This window comes from Bartonella sp. AR 15-3, from assembly GCF_002022445.1.
Classification (GTDB): Bacteria; Pseudomonadota; Alphaproteobacteria; order Rhizobiales; family Rhizobiaceae; genus Bartonella.
Genome location: NZ_MUYE01000001.1, coordinates 1413473 through 1432116 on the forward strand (window position 1 = coordinate 1413473; position 18644 = coordinate 1432116).

Genomic DNA, 18644 nt, shown 5'->3' on the forward strand with positions numbered 1-18644 from the left:
ATTTACATCTTTGCAGCTCCGGAAGATCTTTTTGGCTTAACAATCAACATCTGTTGAAGAACGCTGTGGACAGCAAGATGTCGTTTAAGCTGATCAATAAAATCTATCGAAATATCTTTAGCATTTTGAGGTAAAGTTTGCCATTCAGCTAAAGCTTTTTCATAATCTCCAGCTTGAATCGCAACTTCCATCCGAGCCACAACTGCAGGGACTGTTGTCCCTTCAACATATCCAATTGGACGCGAAACAATAAGACTTTTTATCCATACCTCAACCTTCTTTAAAAAATCAGCATTCGGTACAACATTATTTTGCGTACCAACAATTTTATCTGCAACATAAGCAAAATCAGCTGAAAGCCTTGCAGGACTTGGAAGACCCGTACTTGCTGTTTTCTGTAACAAATCAAATCCCGCAATAGAAGGTGAAAAATGTTGCACTGTTTCTAATTCACGCACATAAGATCCACCACGATCTATAGCGTTTTTTAATGCATTTACTGCAACAAACATCGCAATATTTATCCCATCTTTTTCGTTATTTTGAGTGACTATTTCCTTTTGTATATTATCTAATCGTTGTTTTAAGGTGATAATATCGTTTTTATTACTTTGCCCAACCAATAAAGCTGTCTTTATATCTTCTGATATTCCAGTCAAAGCTTGTATATGCTTTTCGAAAGCATCTACTTTTTTTTCTAAGATTGTAAAAACTTTGCTTCTCTCTTTTTGAAAAGATTCATCTTGCTGAAAAGCTTCAACCCATTGTGACGAAAAAGAAGAGAAATCTTTCTTCAATGTATCAAACTGTTGAAGCACACGATTCAACTGTTTTTCTGTTTCTTCTGCTTTTTCTTTTGCGCGTATAATAATCTGAAGATTTTTTTCTTCCTCAAAACGATCAACTACTAAAAAAGAAGGAAGAAAACCTGCTTTTTGAATACCTATCCAAAAACTTACAGTGATAAGACCACCAATAATCCCTGAAACCACTAAAGAAGTCAAAGCAATACCAAGCCCGCATATATTTTTTTTCTCGACACTGCTTTGCTTTGTTGTTATTGACTCTGCTGAATGTTGTGCTTCTTGCTCTGAGTCATGAGCTATAATTTCAGACTGAACAACAGATGCCTTATGATTTTTTAATTTTTCTTTTGATCTTGAAGAATTCACCATAATGATCACTTTTCTTATCACATGCTTTTTTACAATACGATAACAAAATGAAAAAAACTTTAAAAATTAAATGTTTTTCAAATAATATTCTTTGTTGCATAGTGCTTCTTGCGAACAGTGTATAATAAATGTAGAAAAATCTTTTAAAATTTTCCTTACTGAAGATTCCCTTTAAAAATAAGAATGATGAATATATTCAGTCCTATAATATTTTATGAACAATTAGGCAATAATTTAGAATGGAAACTCTCACAAGCCGCAAGAATATAAACATCTAAACAGCTTTATTCCTCTAATTTTACTTTACAGGATGCTCTCCATAGTGCATACGAAAAAATACTTGGCTTGAATGCTATCTAATATTTTTATGAATATAGTTGAACAATATAAACTCTTTAAAACTTTCTTCATAACTTCATTGTTTTTAAAATAATTCAGCTTCGTTTGCGAATGTTTCTTACTATAAATCCAGTAGAACCTTATCACGCTTTAAAATCGATTTTCTCCTTTTATTTTCGATATATTCCCCACAGTAAAAAAAATGTTTTAGAAAAAAGTATACAATAGTTTTTTCTAACGTATACGAACATTCTGGTAAACAGTTCCTATTATGCAAATGTTTTTCATTTTCATATACCCCTAACAAGAAAACTATGCTATTTGTGAAGATATTATCCAAAGGTATTTAAATTTGATAAAAAGAGCATTGTGGTATAGCTACCATATTTTTTGTAATGCAGTAAGCCATTATTTACGTGATAATGGAAATGCCTTTGCGAGCCATGTTGCACTTTCTGGACTTTTAGCGTTTTTTCCTTTTTTTATTTTTGGGACATCTCTTGCTAGTTTTCTCGGAGCATTTACATATACGCCGCAAAAAATTGAAGCACTTGTGCAATTGTTGCCGGATGCAATTGCAGAACCTCTTTCTAAAGAAATCATTACTGTCCTAACCACACAACGAGGAGATTTATTAACGCTTTCAGTTATTGGAGCAGCTTATTTTGCTTCAAATGGTGTGAGCGCTTTGCGTGCAGCATTAAATAAAGCTTACCGTGTTATTGATCGACGCAGCTTGTTTTTTTGTCGTTTTCAAAGTTTGTTTTTCGTGATTATTGGGACAATAGGTCTTGTTGTTATTAGTTTTTTATTGGTTTTAGCACCTTTGCTGATTAAAATCATGCAAAACTACCCTTGCCACATCACTGAATATATTAGTATGATTCGTTTATGGCGTTATGTAATTGCGATAATTGTTCTTTTTACAAGTCTTTTAATCGTTCACAAATGGTTGCCGGCAGGACAGCGGAAAGTAATAGACATTTTACCAGGTATCTTAGTGACAATATTTGTTTGGTTTTTAACCTCTATTGCCTTCGCGCAATATTTAATAATGTTTAATTATACTTCTACTTACGCAGGATTAACTTCTATTATGATTGCAATTATTTTTCTATACATATTAAGTGCAATTTTTATTTTAGGAGGAGAAATAAATGCAGCAATTATATTTTACCGTGATCATTCAAAACGCGTAGATAAATTAAAGTAGGCTTCTATTGATTAAAAGCAAAAGAAAAACACAAAAAACTTATATCACTTTTGGAGATAGTATTGACGCTAATCTTTTAAAAATCTGGAATTGATAGTATAAAACTTTTATCAGTTCTAAATATTTATTGTAACTAATTGTTTGTTCTCTCCTAAAAATCCCTTATTCTGGGGGCAACTGTTACTATTGATATAGATAACAAAATTTAAATTATAATCATGAAACTAATCTCATTTGTACAAATGGAATTTCTTTTTTAGTGTGAAATACAAGTTGCACAATCTAAGTGAATGTAGCTTTCGCCAATGAGATATTTTCTTATGCGAAATTGTAACTGGTCAAGTTGTTAATTATGAAAGATTTTTAGGAATAAAGCTATCTAACAGATGAAGCTTACTTTTTTATTGCCAAAATACACCTTCTTTATTCCATAGTATTAGATTTAATCGCACTACGTTAAAAATTATTAAAGCTATAAATCCTCTTCAATAACGGCTTTTATAAGCGCTTTTGCATCATTATCAGCCCATGGAGCAACTCCATTGAATGAAGCAATAAGATAACCATTTTTACCTATGAGAAATGTGATAGGTAAACCTAAAGCAAGCCCTTTTTTTCTAATATCCTGGAAAATATTCATTGTGTTATCCCGATAATAAACTAAATTATCAGCATGAGCATCACTTAAAAACTTTTGAATTTTTTCAGCAGAAGTACTTTTATCAATATTAATAGCTATAATATCAAAATTATTTCCTCCCATATCACGTTTCAATTGTGCTAATTCTGGCATTTCTGCACGGCAAGGCGCACACCAAATAGCCCATAAATTAACGAGTATTGGTTTTCCCATAAATTCAGACAATTTATGATCTTTTCCCTCAATATCTTTAAAAGAAAATTGGTTCATATCATAGAAAGTATCAGCAAATCGTATATGTGTAAAAAAGCCCTTTGCTGCTTTTTTAATTTTTTCTACTTTTTCCGTCTGTTTTTGCTTGATATCTGTTGCTTGAGCTCTTGCCTTTGAAATAAAATTTGGAAAGAGTACTCTCCCATTGTTATTTTGATTGATTGTTATGTATAAACTTAAAACAATGGTAAAAAACACAAAGAAGCATTGTATTTTTTTATTCTTATTTTTTCGGCTAATAAAAATTTGATGGCTCATAATTTTTGTCCTTCTCAAGAAGTATTTTAAAGTATGACAGATAAGGAATTAAAAAACCAGTGTGGGGCAGCCGATTTAAAGCAGGACCTGCTGCAATTATGGAAGAAATTAACGCTTCAATTGATTTTGATCAAAAACTTTATAAACAAGATATTAAAGGTTCACTTTGTCATGTAGCAATGCTAGCTCAAACTAAGATCATCTCGCAATCTGACTATAAAAAATGACCCATGGCTTAAAAAAATTCGTCAAGAAATTAAAATGGGTACATTCACATTTTCACGAAAACTTGAAGATATACATATGAATATTGAAGCACGACTGAATGAATTAATTGGCTCTGTTGCAGGACGTTTACATATAGCACATTCAGGGAATGATCAAGTCACTGTTGATTTTTGTTTGTGGATACGAGAAGAAATGCAAAAAATGGTACAAGCTTTAAAAGGGCTGATAAAACAATTACTGATTCGAGCAAAACAACATGTCGATACTTTTATGCCAGGGTTCACGCATTTACAAACTGCACAGCCCGTCATGTTTGGTCACTATATGATGGCCTATGTTGAAATGTTTAGTCAAGACCTATCGCGTATGCGTGATGCGATTAAACGAATGAGTGAATCCCCCTTAGGAGCTACTGCTTTAGCAGGTATAAGTTTTCCAATTGAGCGTTTTATGACAGCAGAAGCATCGGGTTTTCGTGAGCCAACACGCAATTCAATTGATAGTGTTTCGGATCGTTATTTTGCATTAGAATTCTTAAGCGTTGGAACTCTTTGTGCCATGCATCTTTCGTGCTTAGCAGAAAAAATTGTTCTTTGGTCGAGTGTACAATTTCATTTTATTCATTTATCAGATGCTTTTTCAACGGGTTCATCTATTATGCCACAAAAGAGAAATCCCGATGCTGCTGAGCTTATACGTGCTAAAGCAGACCGGCTAAATGCTGCTTTGATTGGGCGACTAACGGTAATGAAAGGTTTACACCTTGCTTATTCAAAAGATATGCAGGAAGATAAAGAGTATGTGTTTGATGGGGTTTTGAGTTTGGAATTATCACTAGTAGCAATAACAGGAATTATTGATGATTTTAAAGTTAATAAAGAAGCCACGAAACAAGCAGCTCATTTTAGCTATGCAACAGCGACTGATTTATCTGATTGGCTTGTTCGTGAATTAGAACTTCCTTTCCGTGAGACACACCATATCACTAGATGTATTGTGGGATTAGCAGAAAAAAAACAGTGCAATCTTAATGAGTTATCATTAGTTGAACCTCAAACGATACATCCAAATATCAATGCAGTTATTTTTGATATTTTGACAATTAAGAAATCTGTTAAAAGCCGAAAAAATTTTGGTGGAACAGCACCTTCAAAAGTATTGCGTCAAATTGCTTATCGGAAAAAGCACCTTATAGCTGCTTAAGTGATTTTATTGTTTAATGCAAAAAATAAACCAGAAACAATATCCATATAAAGGGAAAAGATATATGATATCCATTGTGAAAAATTTAATAATTATTCTTTTCTGCAATGTTATCATAATTGGGTGTGGACGTAGAGAAATACTAGATTTACCACCTTCAATGATAATAAATCCTTCGCAAGAAGCATTTATTTCTGAAAGTAAAGCAGATAAGCCTTTTATTCTCGATCAGCTGATACAATAGGTTTTTTTTATGCACTTCTTCTCTTATTATCAAGGCGAACTTCACGCTGAAGATCTTTCACTTTCTATGCTCGCGCAAGAAGTAGGAACACCTTTTTATTGTTATTCAGCTCGTACACTTATTACAAATTTTGAAAATTATCAGCAAGCATTTCAAAATATGCCTTATCTGATTGCTTATGCAGTCAAAGCTAATTCTAATCAAGCGATTTTACGGCTCTTAGCACAGAGTGGTGCAGGAGCTGATGTGGTATCAGAAGGTGAATTGCGACGTGCACTTGCAGCCGGTATCCCTACTCACCGAATTGTTTATTCTGGTGTTGGTAAAACAGTTAAAGAGATCGATTTTGCTCTTACACAAAATATTCATTGTTTTAATGTTGAGTCAGAACCAGAACTTGAACAATTATCAGCACGTGCTGTTGCACTTTCGACAACAGCACGCATTTCATTACGAATTAATCCAGATGTGGATGCGAAAACTCATAAAAAAATCACAACAGGCAAATCTGAAAATAAATTCGGTATTCCACTCTCATCAGCACGAGAAGTATATAAAAAAGCCGCTCAATTGCCTGGTTTATATGTTTGTGGTGTAGATATACATATCGGCAGTCAGATTTGTGATTTAACACCCTTTGAAGATGCCTTTCTTATTACAGCAGATTTTGTACGTCAGTTGTGGAATGATGGTTATGCTATAACACATGTTGATATTGGAGGAGGACTTGGCATTTCTTATGGTTCTGAACATTATTCCGTGCCTTCTCCTTTTGATTATGCTGCACTCGTTAGAAAACATATTGCTCCTTTAGGGATCAATATTATCCTAGAGCCTGGACGCAGTATTGTCGGTGAAGCTGGTATATTAGTCACATCTGTTATACATTTAAAAAGGGGAAAAGAGCGAAATTTTGTTATTGTTGATGCAGCAATGAATGATTTCATTCGTCCAACACTTTATGAAGCTTGGCAAAATGTGCTACTGGTAAAGGAGAAACCAATAGATACTTTACTTATCAATGCAGATATTGTTGGTCCTGTTTGTGAAACAGGTGATTATTTAGGCTTGAATCGTTCTTTGCCGATATTGTCAACAGGAGATCTTTTGGTAATTACAGGAGCAGGGGCTTATGGCGCGGTAATGTCAAATACTTATAATAGTCGGCTTTTAATACCGGAGGTTTTAGTTCAAGACGCGCATTATGCGGTTATTCGTCCACGTCTTGATTATGGACAATTAATAGGCCTCGATCAAATTCCAAATTGGATTGAGAATTTTTAAATATCTTAGTCTTATTTTCACTCAACTCTAATGAAACAATTTATTTTCTGATAATTATTTTGTAGAATCTTATGATTTTAACGCGCTGCTATAAAAAGAGGGTAAATATTTATTTATGAAAAATAAAAACATCAAAAGTTTTTCAGAACTAAAGCTTTTGTTTGTGCGCATTCTTGTTTGGTGTATCCTTTTTTGTGAGCAAATATGGCCACGATTATTACCTTTTTTTCTTGCTCTAAGCCTTTTATTTTCGCTTAGTTGGTTTGGCATTTTCAATGCTCTTGGTTATTGGGCGCATTTATTTCTTCTGTGGCTAGTGCTTTTTATAGCAGTAGGGAGTCTTTCTCTGCTTTTCGGTTTCCGTTTTCCTAAAATTAAAGATATTAATAACCATATTGAACGAACAAATAATCTCAAACACCAGCCTCTAAATGTTCAAACGGATCGTTTACATTTTGAAGATGAAAAAGATATAACTACAAATATTTGGCGCGAACATCAGCGCCGTATGGCAGAACAATTGCATCATTTGCAAATCGGATTAATTCATCTTAAGAGTGCTTCCTATGATCCTATGGCTCTTAGAGCTTTATTTATTCTATTTTGTGTCTGTGCTTTCAGTTTTTCTTTTGGTTCATCAGGTGGACGTTTAGCAGATGCATTTGATTTCCGTCCTCCCATTGATGAAACATCAATGCGAATTGATGCTTGGGTTACACCGCCTGCTTATACAGGAGTTGCGCCCATTTATTTAACGCAAAATGAAACAACACAATTTACTGTTCCTGAAGGCAGTGAGGTTGTTGTTCGTATTGTCAATGGTGCTGGTATTATAGTAACAGCAATCTCTGAAGAAGATGGACAGAAAATTCCACTTACTAAGAAGAACGAACAATCGGCTTTAAATAATTCAATTATTCGTTTTGAAACACATTTAGAGCGTTCAATATATTTATCTTTATCGTCACGCCATAAGCAACAACAATGGCATTTACATGTGATTAAAGATCAGTTACCGACGATTCATTGGTTAGAAAAACCAGAGAGAATTTTATCTGGATCACTAGAATTAAAGTATGAAATGGATGATGATTATGGAGTTACAAATGCTTTTGTTGAAATAGAACCTTTTTTTGATCAGAAAAAAAATAGCCTTCCCCTTTATAAAGCACCTGAAATAAAGCTTCTTTTAGCACGTGGTGGAAAAGGTAAAATGCGGACAGTGCAAGATTTATCAAGCCATCCATGGGCTGGTTCAGAAGTAAAAATCACTTTGGTAGTAAAAGATGGAGCTGGCCAACAGGGGCGCAGTAAAACTTTTATCATGATATTACCACAGCGTATTTTTGCGAATCCTGTTGCACGTGCAATCAATGAACAACGTCGTTTACTGGCTCTTAACGCGTCTAACGCCGAGTATGTGCTTGATATGCTTTCTGCTCTGCTGTTACGTCCAGAAAATGGTCTTCAAAATACAACTCATTTTCTTCTTTTACAGAGCGTATGGACAAGGCTTTCTATGGCACAAACAGAGGATCAATTGCGAGATGTCGTTGATCATTTATGGAAAATTGCTTTAGGTATTGAAGATAATCAGTTCGAGTCTGTTCAACAGAGATTAAAACAAGCACAAGCTGCTCTCCGTGACGCGTTGCGGCATGGTGCCTCTACTGCTGAAATCGAGCGACTTATGGCAGATTTACGACAAGCTGTAAGTGATTATATCAATGTTTTAGCTGAAAAAGCACCAGAAGATAACGATTCGAAAGAGGCTAATCTTTCTACAGATATATTACAAAACAAACTGAATTCGATTGAGGAAATGGCTAAAATGGGCTCTTCTTCTGCAGCTGAACAGCTTTTAGCTGAAATTGAACAAACACTTGATCATTTGCAAATACGGAAAAATCATCAAACAAATGAGCAAAACAAGAACCAAACAACACAAATGAAAGAAAAAATAGATCAACTTGGTGATTTAATGCGCCGTCAGCAAGAAATTCTCAATGATACACACAATTTAGAAACAGATCAGCGACATGGAAAAATTACGCCCAAAGCACAGAGTGAAACCTTGAAAAAACGCCAAAATGAATTGCAATCTGAATTATCAATATTGAAAAAAGAATTGACAGCAGAAGGATTTGAACCAAGTCATGCCCTGAAAGAAGCAGAAGAGAAAATGAATTCTGCAAGAGATGCTCTTGATAAACAAGATCATGAACTGTCGATACAAAATCAATCAGATGCTTTAGAAGCTTTACGACAAGGCGCACAAAATGTGTTAAAAAAGATGCGTGAAATGCTCAACAAAACAGAAAATAATCAGAATGCCATTCATAATCGTAAAGATCCGTTAGGGCGTCCACTCTCCCCAGAAATTGACCAAAAACAAGAAGGTGTAATTGAACCAAAAGAAAATGATAAGATGCGCGCACGGCAAATTTTGGATGAAATTCGCAAACGCCTTAGCAATGAGCATATTTCAGAAGAAGAAAAGAATTATCTTGAAAGATTGCTTCATTTTAATTGAAGAATAATTTTTTACTACTCTTTTGAAAAATATATTGCAAATAATTATGGGAAGAAAAGCACTACAGATAATAATAAAGTTCATCACTTATAATGAAGGAGACTATAAAACAACTTTTTTACTGTGCTTTTAAGATCATTTGAATGAAGAAAATTAAAGATTAATATTTTTCTTCTTGAGACAAAAAAGCAGAATTCCATATAAATTTAAGTATGTAAAAACTTGCTATACTTAAAATTTGCTTCTAAACGGTATTTTAAATTGGACATAATTACATTAAAAGATTTTTATACTTCTACGCTTGGTATACGTGTACAAACGATAGTTTGTGATCAATTAAATATCTTTTGGCCTGATCTTACAGATAAACAAGTTATGGGCCTTGGTTACGCGCTTCCTTATCTCTCTGTATTGCGTAAACGTGCGAAGCAATGTTATGCTTTTATGCCTGCTAGTCAAGGAGCATCACCTTGGCCTTATCCTGATAAGGTCGCCACAGCACTTGTTTTTGAAGAAGATTTGCCTCTTCCCGATGCTTCGATTGATTGCGTTTTATTGGTGCATGCACTTGAATATACAAAAAATTCACATGAAACACTAAACGAAATATGGCGTGTTTTGATTCCTAATGGCCGTCTTATTGTTATTGTTCCCAATCGTTGTGGATTATGGGCACGTAATGATCACACACCTTTTGGCTATGGAGTGTCTTATAGCCGACAACAAATTGTTCGTTTATTTAAAGAAACTAATTTTATTACTGGAGCAGTACAAGAAATTCTACATTATACACCTTCTTTAAGCTATGTATCGCGGTTATTTTCATTCTTTTATGAATCATTAGCAAGTCATATTTTTCCTTATTTTGGTGGACTTTTAGTGTGCTCAGCAGAAAAACATGTCTATCAAGGTTCTTTTGTACAGCGTCGTCAGTCGCGACGCGTTTTTATTCCTACGTTAACACCACAAGCATGTGAAAGAGATAGATCACCTTAATCTGATTTATTTTAGAGAAAATGTTCTCCGAACTGTATTTAAATAATGCGCATGCAGAACAATTAAAGATTCAAACGATATCCATTATGATCTGTAACAAGAATTTTTGCTTTAGAAGGATCTTTTTCAATTTTTTTACGCAAACGATAAATATGAGTTTCTAATGTATGAGTGATAATACCTGTGTTGTAGCCCCAAATGTGTTCCAATAATGTTTCACGATTTACAATTTTATTTCTGTTATCATAAAGATATTGAAGAATTGCTGTTTCTTTTTCTGTGAGGTAGATTTTATCGTTCTGTTTATCAATAAGGAATTTTTCCCTAGGTTTAAAAATATAAGGGCCAATATAAAAAATTGCATTTTCATTGTATTTATATTGCCGTAATTGGGCGCGAATACGAGCTAACAACACTAAAAAGCGAAAAGGTTTTATCACGTAATCATTAACACCTATTTTAAAACCTAAAATAGTATCGCAATCTGTATCACAATTAGTAATCATAATAATAGGAGCGCGAAATCCTTGAGAACGTAATTTTTTTACGGCTTCACGACCGTCAAGGTCAGGAAGTTTTACATCAAAAATAGCTAGATCAACATTTTCTTTTTGGGCCACTGTAATCCCTATTTCAGCAGTTTCTGCTTGAAGCACTTCAAATTCTTTATGAATTTGCAATTGTTCTACAAGAATAGAACGAAGATCGTTATCATCCTCAACGATTAAAAGGGTATGATCCTTCATTTTTTTCCCTATAAGGTATATTTACAATAAAATTGGATGAAGAATAATTTCATGAAAATAGGATTGCATGCAAGTGGCATTAAAAAAGAAAATATATATAAAACAAACTTTCGTTTCTTCTATTGTCATCCGTCGACAAACAGGTATGCAAACACGGGGTATTCTTTGTATCGGTCAGCATCGTTTTTTTTGTGCTTTAGGGCGAGCTGGTATTTCTGCTTTTAAACGTGAAGGCGATGGTGCTACTCCTTTAGCAAATATGCGTTGTTTAGGGGATTTCGTAATAATTTTTACCGTTATTTCCCACGTTCAAATTTAGCAATCCGTCATATTCAAGCACACGATGGCTGGTGTGATGCAAGCGGAGATGCTAATTATAATCGTTTGGTACGTCTTCCTTATCCCAAAAGTGCTGAAAAGATGCAACGTGAAGATGGCATTTATGATATGGGGCTTATTCTGGATTGGAATATTAGAGAACGAAAGATGGCAAAAGGAAGTGCTATTTTTATACATTTAGCACGAAACAATTATACGCCAACAGAAGGATGTATTGCACTCTCATATCGTGATATGCAACGTATTTTGCCTTACATTAATCAGCAAACAAAAATTATCGTTTTAGGTTAAAGATATGCTAGTTTCAATCCTCCCATAGAACAGATTTCTTTCCATTCATCTTCTGTAACTGATTGTACCGATAAGCGCATAGCTTTAACCAGCGTCATGTTTTTTAATTTTGGATTAGCTTTAATTTGTTTTAATGAAACGGGATTTGGTATATCACAAATAGCACGAATATCTACACATTCCCAGCGTGGATCTAAACTAGTAGAATCAGGATGTGCTTCAGCACATACTTCTACAATACCAACTATTTCTAACCCTTGATTTGAATGATAAAAAAAACCTTTATCACCACATTTCATAGCCCGCATATTATTGCGCGCTTGATAATTGCGCACACCATCCCATTGTTCGCCATCACCTCCTTTTTGTTTTTGCATGTCCCATGACCATTTATGCGGTTCAGATTTGAAAAGCCAATAGGCCATGAAATCTCCTTTTATAAATTTATGCGTTTTCACGTTTATACTTTTATTCCACGACGCCCTGTTCCGATTAAAGGAAGAGATTTTTCATCTAATGGCCAGCGTGAACGAGGTCCGATATCAAGAGAACTTACTTGTCCCCGTGCTAGACGTTCAGCACCAGCAAAAGCAATCATTGCAGCATTATCTGTACATAAAGAAAGAGGTGGAGCAATAAATTCAAAACGGTGTTGATGAGCAAGATTTTGCAAACTAGAACGAATAGCTTGATTAGCAGCAACTCCTCCAGCAACTACTAAAGCAGGAAGAGTGGATGCCTCATGATGAGAAAAAGGATAATGATAAATGAATTGTTGTAATGATAAACTAACCCGATCCTGCAATATATCGATAACAGCTTCTTGAAAACTTGCAGCAATGTTGTAAACATCACTTTCTGTCAAAGGTGCCATAGCTGTTGCAACTTGTCGAACAGCAGTTTTAAGACCAGAGAAGGAAAAATCTAATCGCTTATCACCTTTCAAAGGTCGTGGAAGAAAAATACGATTTTTATCCCCCAATAAAGCAGCTTTTTCAAGTGCTGGACCACCAGGATAGGAAAGACCTAAGAGTTTTGCGGTTTTATCAAAGGCCTCTCCTAATGCATCATCAATAGTGCTTCCTAAACGCTGGTAATGACCCACATCATGAACAAGAACTGTTTGGGTATGACCACCTGAAACTAGGAGCAACAAATAAGGAAAATTAATATTATGCGTTAAAACAGCTGTCAAAGCATGTCCTTCTAAATGATTAACTTCAATAAAAGGCTTTTTGGTAGCAAAAGCTAACGCTTTTGCACTCATGAGTCCAACTAAAAGCCCTCCTATCAAACCAGGACCACTTGTTGCTGCAATGGCATCAATATCTTTAAGTTTTAAATTGGCCTCTGTAAGCGCTTGGAGAATCAAACCATCAAGAACTTCAACGTGAGCACGTGCAGCAATTTCAGGAACAACACCACCATAAGGTGCATGGTGATCAATTTGGCTCCAAATAATATTGGAAAGAATACGGCTTTTGCCTTCATTATTGCGCTCAATAACAGCAACGGCAGTTTCATCACAACTTGTTTCTATTCCCAACAAACGCATTTCAAGCCCAATCTCATATTATAGACTATCTTTAAAAGACACACGTATCATGAATAAATAAAGATGCAAAGAACTTCACTTTGCAAGTAGAATCCTTAATGATTTTACTTATTATCCCATTGAAATAGTTAGTAATACAACTTACGGGTTAAAACCATTTCAATAAATTACTATTTGTTTAGCAGCAATAAAACACATGAATAATTCATGAAAATTATTCAACTTTGATTACAAATTATTTTTAAATATTTTAAATGTGTTACTTTTTTGATTATCACTATTAACATTTAGTATTATGTACTTTAAATAACACAATAAGTAAAAATTAAAAACACCTAATGTAATTATGCTTGAAAAAATTTATTATTTAAAATAGTCTTCATTTATCGTAGAGTATGGAGAACTGCACATGCCTAAAAATTTGAAGTTTTTGAAAAATGCAATTTCTAAACAATCATCAAAAAATAAAATTTCCTCATCAGAGCCCAAAAATGAAGCTTCCTCATCAGAAGCCAAAAAGAAAGTTTCCATACCAAAATTTAAAAAGAATTTGCAACTACTAAAAGAGACCCCAAAACTGAAATATATCTGTGTATTAACAGAGAAAAATCCTGCACCTTATCGTATTAGAGCAGTTAGATCCTTTGCAGATGTAACAGAAGGTGATTGGGGTGGTTTTGTTGAAAATGAAGATAATTTATCGCAAGAGGGTAAGTGTTGGATTTATGGTGCCGCTGAAGTTCTTGGAAACGCTAGAGTTTATGGGGATGCTAAGATTCAGGATACTGCCAGGGTTCACGGACATGCCCAAGTTTATGGCAAAGCTGTGGTTGCTGGGGCGCTGAAATTTATAATCATGCTAAAGTTCATGGCAAGTGTCACATTAATGGTAATGCTAAAATTCGTGGTAAGGCGGAAGTGTATGGACACGCCGATATTCATGGATATGCACAAATTTGTGGTACTACAAAGGTTCATGGCCAAGCTCAAATTACTGGCTACGCCCAAATTTTTGATAATGCTGAGATTTATGGAAATGCTTATATTACTCAAAAAAGCAGAGTTTATGAGAAAGCCGTAGTTTATGGTAATGTTAAAATTAGTGGGAACAGTGACATTCATGGCAAAAGCCAGATTTATGATTCTGCTAATATTTATGATGATGCAAAGATTTTTGGAAATTGCAAGATTTACGGCAATTCTCATATTGGCCAAAATGCCTCAATTGCCGGTGGTACGATTTACGGCAATGCAGAAATTATGGGTAATATAGAAATTCGTGATAAGCCCGAGATTTATGGAAACGCCAAGATTTATGAAACTGCAAAAATTTTTGGTAAAGCTCGCGTTTATGATAATGCTCGGGTTTATGGAAACGCCAAAGTTAGTGGAAAAGCCAAGATTTTTCAAAATGCTTATATTAAAGGCAATGCGAAAATTTGGGGAAATGCCAAAGTTTATGGTTACAGTATAATTTTTGGTGATGCCAAGGTTTATGATAGTGCTCAAATTTGCAATTATGCTTCAATTTATAGCGATGCTCGTATTTTTGGGAACGCTATAATTGGAGGAAACGCTCAAGTGCATGATAGTGCTGAAGTTTATGGAAATGCTATAATTAATGAGCAAGTTCAATGTTTCGGAAATGCTAAAATTTTCGATAATGCCAAAATTTCTGGTACCGTCAAAGTTTATCAATATGCCAAAATTTATGAAAATGCCGAAGTTTGGGAGTCTGCCCAAATTAGTGGGAATGCTCGTATTTTCGGAGACGCTCAGGTTTTTGGAAATAGCGAGATATCTAATGATACAAAAGTTTATGAAGCTGCTGCAATTACTGAAAATGCTAAGATTTATGGTAATGCTATAATTCATGGACGTGCCAGAATTTTTGGTGATGCAAAAATTTTAGGGAATTCCATAATTGCTGATCAAGCCAAAGTTTTCGGTAATGCTGAAGTTAGTGATGTACAACTTTCTGATTATGATACAGTTTACACAACAGGCGTTATTATTAATCGCGACATGGAAGTTCTTGATAAAAAACAAGTTGAAGTTTTTCATAACAAAGAAGAGAAAGCTTTTAATGAAAGAAAAACTCAAGCTTTTAATAAAAGCATAACTGAAACTCTTAATGAAAGCATAGCTGAAAATGATAATGATAGCAAGGTTATAACTCCTAAGGTTAGTGTAGGTAAAGAGGTTCATACAGCTGAAAAGGTTCATATGGCTGAAAAGATTGATATAGTTAAAGAGCTTCATACAGCTGAGAAGGTTCATATAACTGATAATAATAACAATACCCTTACTGATCACAGTGCTTTCAAAGTTCGTCCTCGTGTTAGGCCTACACAGCTTACTATTTAAGTATGAGGGGAAATGTTAGAAAAGCGATCACCATAAGTAGTTATTCAAACCAGTGATAACTACTTATAAGGGTAGGATAAATTAGATCAGATTCTTAGTTTATGTGTTTTTAAGTCTTAGATATATCACAACGAATTATAATTTACTTATGAGAAGTTTTTCTATTAAAAATTCTGACAAAAATATGAATCTAAGAAGATTTAGTAATAAGAAGTATCTATTCTTGAGAGATATGAGAAGCTAATTATGTAAATATTCTTAATGATATTACCAACCAAGAATTCACATGATGTATAAAGTAATTTGTACAATAGTCTTTCTGGTATTAATAGAATTAAGTGATTTATCATTACTTCTTAATATAGACAAACAAATGATAGCTAATGCCTTGCTATATCGTACTATTAAAAGTAATAATTATCAATCTTAATCAAATATCTTAAGAATTCTTTTGGTTCTTTGCAATAATCGTTAGTTTCAGTAAAACTTTATGAATGATTGCTTCACTTAAAAGTGGATTTTTACGACTTTCTAAAATAGCCGATTGTATTTTTTTCATTGCATACAAAATTTTCTCTAAGTTCCAATATCTTAAGGCTTGTTCAACTATTTTTTTCCTTTGAAAAAAAATTGGTGGTTGTGCCTGAGAAACTACTACAAAAGAATTTTTACCTTCAATTTCTATTTGATAACGTAAAAGCTGTAATTGTTGAAAATGCCTTTGAGCCGTATTTAAAACAAAGAGAGATGTTTTGTTTACAGCTATACAACAGCTAAAATAAGTTTCAAAACCTACTAAATCTCCTAGTAAAACAGCATCAATTACTTCATCTTGAGAAAGGGTACTCACATCGCTAACAATAGCTTTTACATCTTCAAAAGCAACATGAGCCTTTTTAAAGGTATAAAGACAAAGCTTTTCCAATTCACTACGTGATGCAAGACGATCTTCTCCGATATTTTGGTGTAAACATTGACGTGCTTCCAAAGAGAGAGTTATATTGAATTCACCTAAAATTTCGTCAATCAAGATATCAAGAGAATGGGTATTATCCGTATAACAGGGCAAAGCAATCGCAGTTGATGCCATTTCAATAATATTACGTAGTCCTACTCCTTTTTTTAGATCTCCCGCTTCAATTAAAATGAAACTTGCTTCTGGTGGTTCTGTTATTAAAAGTTTAAGCGCCTTAAGAAAACCTTGTTGGTTAGCACCATTAGATACCCATATTAAACGATCACCACCAAAGAGCGATAAAGTGCGTGCTTCATCCCCTAATCGTGCAGGATCTTTATCAATTTCAGCCGCATCTAAACGAACAGTGGTAAAAGGATTTTCTATCGCTACCTGAGAGAGCTTAGCAAAACGTTGTGCACGCTCACAAACAAGACCCCGATCCGGTCCATAAATTAAAACGATAGGAAAAGAACGCGAAAAATGTTTTAAAAACTGATCAACTTCATGTGCTTTTTTCTGAGCCAAAATATTAATCCATTAAAAATCTATCATCAAAAACTTCACTACAAACCTTCTGAAATAGTTTAATTTCATTGCCTATATCTAAACTTTTATACTCTTCTTAACAACTGTCCAAAATGACTTTGCACTATACAACATTAGAATCTGATCCCTTACAATCAAAAACCTAATACACGAAATTCACCACTATAATAACAATTTCCCCTTAATAATTCTTCAGTCAAAATATCATAAAATCAACTATTTCTGAACTAATACTAAAAAATGACATCAAACAACAAAGTATTGGCTTATATGAAGTAGCTAACTACAATTTCCTTGATAGTGCCTATTAAAGCTATTGTTTAGTAATTCTGAAGATATTTTTAAGGTTCCATTAAACATTCTTATTTCTCAAAATTACTGTTGCTAATCATTTACAGTCTTCTATCAGAGCAATGCTAATTTGATTTTCTGCGTTTATTTAATTTCCATGCCCAAAAGTAAAATAATAATAAATCAATATTTTATTATAAAGGTAAAGGATTTTATAGTTATTGGTTTTATTGCGTTTTTTTATCCTATTCCTTCCTTTTTGGAGCTTTTTATCATTTCGACAGCTAGCCTTTCGTAATCAACGCCTTTTATATAAAGAGCTGCCATGTTATCACTTGTCCAGCCAAAAATCGCTTTAAATTGTAACACTGTTGCATTTGAGTTTACAGCTTTTGATGTCGCTAATTTTCCTTAAACCATGAGCTGATTTTTTATGCCTACTTCAATTACAAAACTCTCTAAATAAATTATCAAAGCCTTTTTGAGTTAATTTTTTTTTCCCTTTTCCACAAATGAATATTTTATCTCTGACAGGACCAATTTTAAGAGTTTTGTTAGTTCAGGCAAAATAGACAAAAGACACCTATTTGATGAACGTTATCGTACCAGAAGAAAAGACTCTATTTTTAATGAGCATTTATCGGTTTCGATCCTAAAATAGAAACAAGAAATCAAGACAAATATCATTCTCTTAGAAAACATTATGCTCAAATGTTGTGATAAAAAAACACAGATTTTAAAAGGCGTTTAGTGAATATAATTATTGTAGAAACGCATTTAAGATTCTATTTTCGCATCTTAAAAAATAAATAAAATCAGCGGATTATGCAAAAGAAAAACCACTGGTGTCCCCCGAAATAATTACAACAGTACACTATCTCACTATTTTCAACGCTATCATATTACCATTGTGTGTAAAATAATTGTAGAGCTTAAGCACTTTTAAAATCAATTTTTATTCTTATTTTTAAAACAACAAAAAATAAATCTACTAAAACGTTATTTTTTTGTTGCAATTCGGAAAAGCCTACGCCATACAGATAGCGTTTAAATAAAAAGTAGTTCAAATTCTTAAGCGGGTGTAGCTCAGGGGTAGAGCACAACCTTGCCAAGGTTGGGGTCGTGGGTTCGAATCCCATCGCCCGCTCCATTAGTTAATGTAAAT

At 33.8% G+C, this 18644-nt stretch carries 13 protein-coding genes, 1 tRNA gene and 3 pseudogenes; 10 read left to right on the forward strand and 7 right to left on the reverse strand.

The features are described from left to right. Positions 1 to 2: 2 nt before the first annotated feature. Entirely contained in the window at positions 3 to 1175 is a 1173-nt protein-coding gene (locus BAR153v2_RS06370; protein WP_078680774.1) for a COG4223 family protein, read from the reverse strand. A 694-nt stretch (positions 1176 to 1869) separates the two neighbouring features. Here BAR153v2_RS06370 and BAR153v2_RS06375 point away from each other — a divergent pair. Then, a complete protein-coding gene (locus BAR153v2_RS06375; RefSeq protein WP_371325868.1) occupies positions 1870 to 2727 on the forward strand; it encodes a YihY/virulence factor BrkB family protein in 858 nt (285 codons plus the stop codon). Between the two features lie 472 nt (positions 2728 to 3199). Here BAR153v2_RS06375 and BAR153v2_RS06380 read toward each other — a convergent pair whose 3' ends face one another. Further along, positions 3200 to 3898 (reverse strand): TlpA disulfide reductase family protein, encoded by a 699-nt coding sequence (locus tag BAR153v2_RS06380; RefSeq protein ID WP_078680776.1) that lies wholly within the window; start codon positions 3896 to 3898, stop codon positions 3200 to 3202. A 33-nt stretch (positions 3899 to 3931) separates the two neighbouring features. On the opposite strand from BAR153v2_RS06380, the pseudogene argH reads away from it, so the two are divergent. From argH to BAR153v2_RS06405, 5 genes and pseudogenes are all read left to right on the forward strand, one after another. After that, positions 3932 to 5329 (forward strand): annotated as a pseudogene (gene argH, locus BAR153v2_RS06385) (argininosuccinate lyase). A 64-nt stretch (positions 5330 to 5393) separates the two neighbouring features. Next, positions 5394 to 5573: a hypothetical protein gene (locus BAR153v2_RS06390; RefSeq protein ID WP_078680981.1), complete on the forward strand. Its 180-nt coding sequence runs from the start codon at positions 5394 to 5396 to the stop codon at positions 5571 to 5573. A 9-nt stretch (positions 5574 to 5582) separates the two neighbouring features. Then, a complete protein-coding gene (lysA, locus tag BAR153v2_RS06395) occupies positions 5583 to 6857 on the forward strand; it encodes a diaminopimelate decarboxylase (RefSeq protein ID WP_078680777.1) in 1275 nt (424 codons plus the stop codon). A 115-nt stretch (positions 6858 to 6972) separates the two neighbouring features. Further along, positions 6973 to 9390, forward strand: coding sequence for a TIGR02302 family protein (locus BAR153v2_RS06400; protein ID WP_078680778.1), 2418 nt, complete (start codon positions 6973 to 6975; stop codon positions 9388 to 9390). A gap of 261 nt (positions 9391 to 9651) precedes the next feature. Further along, a complete protein-coding gene (locus BAR153v2_RS06405) occupies positions 9652 to 10386 on the forward strand; it encodes a class I SAM-dependent methyltransferase (protein WP_078680982.1) in 735 nt (244 codons plus the stop codon). Between the two features lie 62 nt (positions 10387 to 10448). On the opposite strand, the gene BAR153v2_RS06410 is transcribed toward BAR153v2_RS06405, so the two are convergent. Continuing rightward, a complete protein-coding gene (locus BAR153v2_RS06410; protein WP_078680779.1) occupies positions 10449 to 11132 on the reverse strand; it encodes a response regulator transcription factor in 684 nt (227 codons plus the stop codon). A 67-nt stretch (positions 11133 to 11199) separates the two neighbouring features. On the opposite strand from BAR153v2_RS06410, the pseudogene BAR153v2_RS06415 reads away from it, so the two are divergent. Beyond that, a pseudogene (locus BAR153v2_RS06415) lies at positions 11200 to 11762 on the forward strand (L,D-transpeptidase). Here the strand turns inward: BAR153v2_RS06415 and BAR153v2_RS06420 are convergent. Both BAR153v2_RS06420 and tsaD read right to left on the reverse strand, forming a co-directional pair. Further along, a complete protein-coding gene (locus BAR153v2_RS06420; RefSeq protein ID WP_078680780.1) occupies positions 11759 to 12187 on the reverse strand; it encodes an EVE domain-containing protein in 429 nt (142 codons plus the stop codon). The pseudogene BAR153v2_RS06415 and the gene BAR153v2_RS06420 overlap by 4 nt on opposite strands. A 35-nt stretch (positions 12188 to 12222) precedes the next feature. Then, positions 12223 to 13317: a tRNA (adenosine(37)-N6)-threonylcarbamoyltransferase complex transferase subunit TsaD gene (gene tsaD, locus BAR153v2_RS06425; protein ID WP_078680781.1), complete on the reverse strand. Its 1095-nt coding sequence runs from the start codon at positions 13315 to 13317 to the stop codon at positions 12223 to 12225. Between the two features lie 409 nt (positions 13318 to 13726). Here tsaD and BAR153v2_RS07590 point away from each other — a divergent pair, with 409 nt between their 5' ends. Continuing rightward, complete coding sequence (locus tag BAR153v2_RS07590) at positions 13727 to 14398, forward strand: hypothetical protein (RefSeq protein ID WP_078680782.1); 672 nt, start codon at positions 13727 to 13729, stop codon at positions 14396 to 14398. A gap of 179 nt (positions 14399 to 14577) precedes the next feature. Then, entirely contained in the window at positions 14578 to 15684 is a 1107-nt protein-coding gene (locus BAR153v2_RS06435) for a hypothetical protein (RefSeq protein WP_078680783.1), read from the forward strand. A gap of 439 nt (positions 15685 to 16123) precedes the next feature. Here BAR153v2_RS06435 and holA read toward each other — a convergent pair whose 3' ends face one another. Together holA and BAR153v2_RS07595 are read right to left on the reverse strand one after the other, a co-directional pair. Further along, the gene (gene holA, locus BAR153v2_RS06440; RefSeq protein ID WP_078680784.1) at positions 16124 to 17167 is read right to left on the reverse strand and encodes a DNA polymerase III subunit delta; all 1044 of its coding nucleotides are present in this window, start codon (positions 17165 to 17167) and stop codon (positions 16124 to 16126) included. A gap of 552 nt (positions 17168 to 17719) precedes the next feature. Beyond that, positions 17720 to 18055: pseudogene (locus BAR153v2_RS07595) on the reverse strand (integrase); the annotation flags it as partial. 499 nt (positions 18056 to 18554) lie between these two features. Between BAR153v2_RS07595 and BAR153v2_RS06450 the strand changes: the two are divergent. Then, positions 18555 to 18629: transfer RNA gene (locus BAR153v2_RS06450), tRNA-Gly, on the forward strand. The last annotated feature ends 15 nt before the right edge of the window (positions 18630 to 18644 follow it).